This window comes from Streptomyces nojiriensis (genome assembly GCF_017639205.1).
Lineage (GTDB): Bacteria > Actinomycetota > Actinomycetes > Streptomycetales > Streptomycetaceae > Streptomyces > Streptomyces nojiriensis.
This window is the reverse complement of the sequence record NZ_CP071139.1, coordinates 4,455,001-4,460,000: the sequence shown is the minus strand read 5'-3', so window position 1 is coordinate 4,460,000 and position 5,000 is coordinate 4,455,001. Positions and strand designations below refer to the sequence as shown.

At 65.7% G+C, this 5,000-nt stretch carries 4 protein-coding genes and 2 rRNA genes (2 of these 6 only partly in view); 3 read left to right on the top strand and 3 right to left on the bottom strand.

Features of this window, described 5'->3' with window-relative positions; all coding sequences use genetic code 11:
- A 23S ribosomal RNA gene (locus JYK04_RS20730) occupies positions 1–1,690 on the top strand (it extends 1,433 nt beyond the left edge of the window).
- A gap of 78 nt (positions 1,691–1,768) precedes the next feature.
- Positions 1,769–1,885: ribosomal RNA gene (gene rrf, locus JYK04_RS20725) — 5S ribosomal RNA — on the top strand.
- A gap of 111 nt (positions 1,886–1,996) precedes the next feature.
- Here rrf and JYK04_RS20720 read toward each other — a convergent pair.
- The 3 genes from JYK04_RS20720 to JYK04_RS20710 form a co-directional block, all read right to left on the bottom strand.
- Positions 1,997–2,593, bottom strand: a complete 597-nt coding sequence (locus JYK04_RS20720; RefSeq protein WP_189748674.1) for a Uma2 family endonuclease — start codon at positions 2,591–2,593, stop codon at positions 1,997–1,999.
- A 496-nt stretch (positions 2,594–3,089) separates the two neighbouring features.
- Entirely contained in the window at positions 3,090–3,611 is a 522-nt protein-coding gene (locus JYK04_RS20715; RefSeq protein ID WP_189748673.1) for a putative immunity protein, read from the bottom strand.
- A gap of 35 nt (positions 3,612–3,646) precedes the next feature.
- Entirely contained in the window at positions 3,647–4,087 is a 441-nt protein-coding gene (locus JYK04_RS20710) for a MarR family winged helix-turn-helix transcriptional regulator (RefSeq protein WP_189748672.1), read from the bottom strand.
- A gap of 95 nt (positions 4,088–4,182) precedes the next feature.
- On the opposite strand from JYK04_RS20710, the gene JYK04_RS20705 reads away from it, so the two are divergent.
- Positions 4,183–5,000 carry the 5' portion of a quinone oxidoreductase family protein gene (locus JYK04_RS20705; protein WP_189748670.1) on the top strand. It continues 106 nt past the right edge of the window, so only the first 818 of its 924 coding nucleotides appear in the window; its start codon is at positions 4,183–4,185; its stop codon lies off the right edge, out of view.

Genomic DNA, 5,000 nt, shown 5'->3' with positions numbered 1-5,000 from the left:
GGTCAAGCTGATCTGCCCAGGGTAAGTCGGGACCTAAGGCGAGGCCGACAGGCGTAGTCGATGGACAACCGGTTGATATTCCGGTACCCGCTTTGAAACGCCCAATATCGAATCAGGCGATGCTAAGTCCGTGAAGCCGTTCCGGACCCTTCGGGGAAAGGAAAGTGGTGGAGCCGACGAACCAGACTTGTAGTAGGTAAGCGATGGGGTGACGCAGGAAGGTAGTCCAGCCCGGGCGGTGGTAGTCCCGGGGTAAGGGTGTAGGCCGAGGGGTAGGCAAATCCGTCCCTCATTAAGGCTGAGACCTGATGCCGAGCCGATTGTGGTGAAGTGGATGATCCTATGCTGTCGAGAAAAGCCTCTAGCGAGTTTCATGGCGGCCCGTACCCTAAACCGACTCAGGTGGTCAGGTAGAGAATACCGAGGCGTTCGGGTGAACTATGGTTAAGGAACTCGGCAAAATGCCCCCGTAACTTCGGGAGAAGGGGGGCCATCACTGGTGATCGGACTTGCTCCGTGAGCTGGGGGTGGCCGCAGAGACCAGCGAGAAGCGACTGTTTACTAAAAACACAGGTCCGTGCGAAGCCGTAAGGCGATGTATACGGACTGACGCCTGCCCGGTGCTGGAACGTTAAGGGGACCGGTTAGTGACCTTTCGGGGTTGCGAAGCTGAGAACTTAAGCGCCAGTAAACGGCGGTGGTAACTATAACCATCCTAAGGTAGCGAAATTCCTTGTCGGGTAAGTTCCGACCTGCACGAATGGCGTAACGACTTCTCGACTGTCTCAACCATAGGCCCGGTGAAATTGCACTACGAGTAAAGATGCTCGTTTCGCGCAGCAGGACGGAAAGACCCCGGGACCTTTACTACAGTTTGATATTGGTGTTCGGTTCGGCTTGTGTAGGATAGGTGGGAGACTTTGAAGCAGCCACGCCAGTGGTTGTGGAGTCGCCGTTGAAATACCACTCTGGTCGTGCTGGATGTCTAACCTCGGTCCGTGATCCGGATCAGGGACAGTGTCTGATGGGTAGTTTAACTGGGGCGGTTGCCTCCCAAAGGGTAACGGAGGCGCCCAAAGGTTCCCTCAGCCTGGTTGGCAATCAGGTGTTGAGTGTAAGTGCACAAGGGAGCTTGACTGTGAGACCGACGGGTCGAGCAGGGACGAAAGTCGGGACTAGTGATCCGGCGGTGGCTTGTGGAAGCGCCGTCGCTCAACGGATAAAAGGTACCCCGGGGATAACAGGCTGATCTTCCCCAAGAGTCCATATCGACGGGATGGTTTGGCACCTCGATGTCGGCTCGTCGCATCCTGGGGCTGGAGTCGGTCCCAAGGGTTGGGCTGTTCGCCCATTAAAGCGGTACGCGAGCTGGGTTTAGAACGTCGTGAGACAGTTCGGTCCCTATCCGCTGTGCGCGTAGGAATATTGAGAAGGGCTGTCCCTAGTACGAGAGGACCGGGACGGACGAACCTCTGGTGTGCCAGTTGTCCTGCCAAGGGCATGGCTGGTTGGCTACGTTCGGGAGGGATAACCGCTGAAAGCATCTAAGCGGGAAGCCTGCTTCAAGATGAGTATTCCCACCTCCTTGAGAGGGTAAGGCTCCCAGTAGACGACTGGGTTGATAGGCCAGATGTGGAAGCCCGGTAACGGGTGAAGCTGACTGGTACTAATAGGCCGAGGGCTTGTCCTCAGTTGCTCGCGTCCACTGTGTTAGTTCTGAAATAACGAACAGCTGTGTCAACACCAGCATGTTCAAATTTCATAGTGTTTCGGTGGTCATAGCGTTAGGGAAACGCCCGGTTACATTCCGAACCCGGAAGCTAAGCCTTTCAGCGCCGATGGTACTGCAGGGGGGACCCTGTGGGAGAGTAGGACGCCGCCGAACAATCATTGTGGGAAAGCCCCGCACCAACCCGTTCAGGGTTCGGTGCGGGGCTTTTCTGCGTTCACGGCCCGGAATGCGGAGTCGGCCGAACTTGCGGCCGCGGCCCGTGCTTCACCAGTCGGCGGGATAGCTCTTGAGGGTGCTCGTGTCCAGGGTCCAGCGGCCGGCGGTGACGATGTCCCCGAAGGAGTAGGGGACCGTCTTGCGGTACCGGGTGCCGTCGGGCCCTGCGGAGGAGTCGCTGTGCACGGTGACGGTCCGCTTGTCCTTCCGCGGGTCCACGACGACGTACAGGGGGACCCCCATCCTGGGGTAGTCGTGGAGCTTGTCGCGGATGTCGGTGAGGGAGTTCGTGCGGGAGACGACCTCCACCACCATCAGGACGTCGCGGGAGTTGACGACTTTCGCCGTGTCATCGGTGTCCTCCTCCGCGATGACCATGAGGTCAGGGACCTTCGTGAGGCCCGTCTGAGGGTCGCCCATGTTCGTGTCGTTGAGGGCCATGACCTCTGGTGTCTGTGCCTCGATCTGTCGGCGCAGGCGCACCACGTTGAGCCCGTGAGGAGCCGTGGGGCTCATCATCGTGAGGAAGATCTGACCGTCGGTGGTCTGCACCTTCCACTGGTCCTCCTGGTGCTCGGCCAGCTCCGCGAGCTGCTCCGCGAAGTCGTGCATGCGGCGCATCTGCTCGGGGGTGAGGTCGCCCATGATTTCCTCCTGGTGGGTGCTCGACCAGCCTATCCAGCAAGCGGCGGTGAGGCCTCGGCCTCGTCGGTTCGCCGCCGGCGCGAATCGCGGCGACGCCCGGGTACCGCCCGAGTACGATGCGGCGGGCGGAGCCGGGGGCGCTCCGGTACCGCCCGCCGGGAAGGTGGTGAGCGGCTTGGCGACGTTGTTGAAGCGAACGTGGGTCGACTGGGCTGTCGTCGTGTACATGGGTGTGACTGCGGCCAGGTGTGAGAGTCCCTTCGTGCTCGTCCTCTGCACCGCTGTCGCGGTTGTTGCGGCAGTCGCCGGCGCGCGCACGACGTGGCAGCTGGTACGTGTGTCCCGAAACTCGTGAACGAAGCCCACGGACGGATCCCACCCCCAGGCCGAGCGCCTCTCGTGCGAGAAGTGATTCGTCGATGGGCGAGGCGAGCAGACTTCCGCAGCACTCCGAGGTGACTCGAGCTCCCGACACCCGCGAAGGCACCGCCTCCACTCAGCGGCGCAGGGCGGCGTCGAGCTCGTAGTAAAGGGTGTCCAGCCGACTGCGACCGGGGTTGCGAGCCGGCATCCGGCGCAGCAGTGCGCGCACCTCCGGCGGGGCGTGCTCGATCGCCCATCGGATCTCCTCGTCGGCGGCGCCCGTGTCATCGCCCGCGGCGAGCTCACGGGCGAAGGCCTCGTACACGGCGGGCCCCAGTACGTGCTTCGACTGGTGCGGGGTGGCCAGCGGGTGGATGTACGGGGTCGCGGCCGCGTGGCATGCGGCGCGGGCGGCGGCCGTGGCCGCCGGGTCGTCTACCTCGCGCGCCGCGGCGTGGGCCGCCCAGGCGAGGGAACGTAGCTTCGCGGTCCGCTGGCCCTCGCGCACGAAGGCCCGGATGCCTTCGACGGCCTCGCGAGGGCGGGGGTCGGCGGGGGCCTTCGCCTCGAACAACGGCAGTGCCCGCTCGACGCAATCGGCAGCCCAGAGTGCGAGTTGGCGGCGGTCTTCTTCGCTGATGGTCACCTCGTCCATCCGGCCATCATGCGCGTGATCGGCGTTCGGTGGACCTACGGGGCTTGGTGCAGCCGGGTCAGCAGGGCCATCAGGTGCTCCCGTTCGGCCGGGCTGAGCGGGGCGAGGAACTCGGCGTTGGCGGCTTCGGCCAGGGCCGCGCAGCGGGCGAGTACCGCGGTCCCCTCAGGGGTGATGGTGACGGCGTTCTTGCGGCGGTCGCCGGGGTCCGGGGCGCGCAGTACGAGGCCCGCCTCCTGGAGGTGGTTGAGCATGCCGACCATGTCCTTGGGGTCGACGGCGAGCCGGCGGCCCAAGTCGGCCTGGGCGACGGGCCCGTACTCGGCGGTGGCGGCCAGCACCGCGTGGCGCATGAGCTTCAGTCCCTCCGCGGCGACCGCCGCCGCGACCAGCTCGCGGCCGCGTGCCGCGACGCGGCCGACGAGCCAGGAGGGCAGGGACTGGATGTGCTGGAGGGCCGAGGTCGCCGAGGTCATGGTCCCACCCTACCCAAATTCATTGGACTTCCCCACGACTTTGACCTTATCGTTGGGACATCCAATGAAAATGGTCGGGGAGTCGGGGAGGTCCTGTGCTGCGTATTCGCCATGAGGTCGACGGTGGGCCGGAGCTGCTGTTCGCGGAGGAGGCCGACGTGCCCGCGGCGGGCGCCGGAGAGCTGCTGGTCCGGGTCGAGGCGGTCGGCGTGACCCTGCCGACCGTGCGCAAGGTGCGGGAGGCCAGTGAGCCCGTCCCGCTCGGGGGCGAGGTGGCGGGGGCCGTCGTCGCCACCGGCCCGGGCGTCACCGGCTTCACCGCCGGGGAACGCGTCACCGGACTGTGCTTCGCCGATGCCTACGCCGAGTACGCGGTGCTCAACACCGCCATGACCTCCCGGATCCCGGCGGGCGCCGACGCCGTGGAGGCGGTCGCGCTGGTCCGCAGCGGCCTGGTCGCCCGCGGCGCGTACGAGGCCGGGCGCGTGGAGCCCGGCGAGTCGGTCCTGGTGACGGCGGCGGCGAGCGCCGTGGGGACGCTCGCCCTCCAGTACGCGAAGGCCGGCGGGGCGGGACGCGTCGTCGCGGCCGTCAGCAGCGCGGACAAGGCCGACTTCGTGCGCGGCCTGGGCGCCGACGAGGTCGTCCTGTACGGGGACGCCGACTGGGGCGGCCCGTACGACGTGATCCTCGACGGGGTCGGAGGCGATCTGCTCGGACCCGCGGTGCGGGCCCTGGCGACGGGCGGCCGCCTGGTGGCCTTCAGCTCCGGCGGTGGCACGGTGCAGGCGTACGAACTCCTGGTCCGCGGCGCCTCGTTGATCGGCTTCCAGATGCGGGCGGTCGCGACCGGCAAGCCCGAACTGTACGCGCGCTGGCTGCGCGAGCTGTGGCAGCTGCGCGCCGCGGGCAC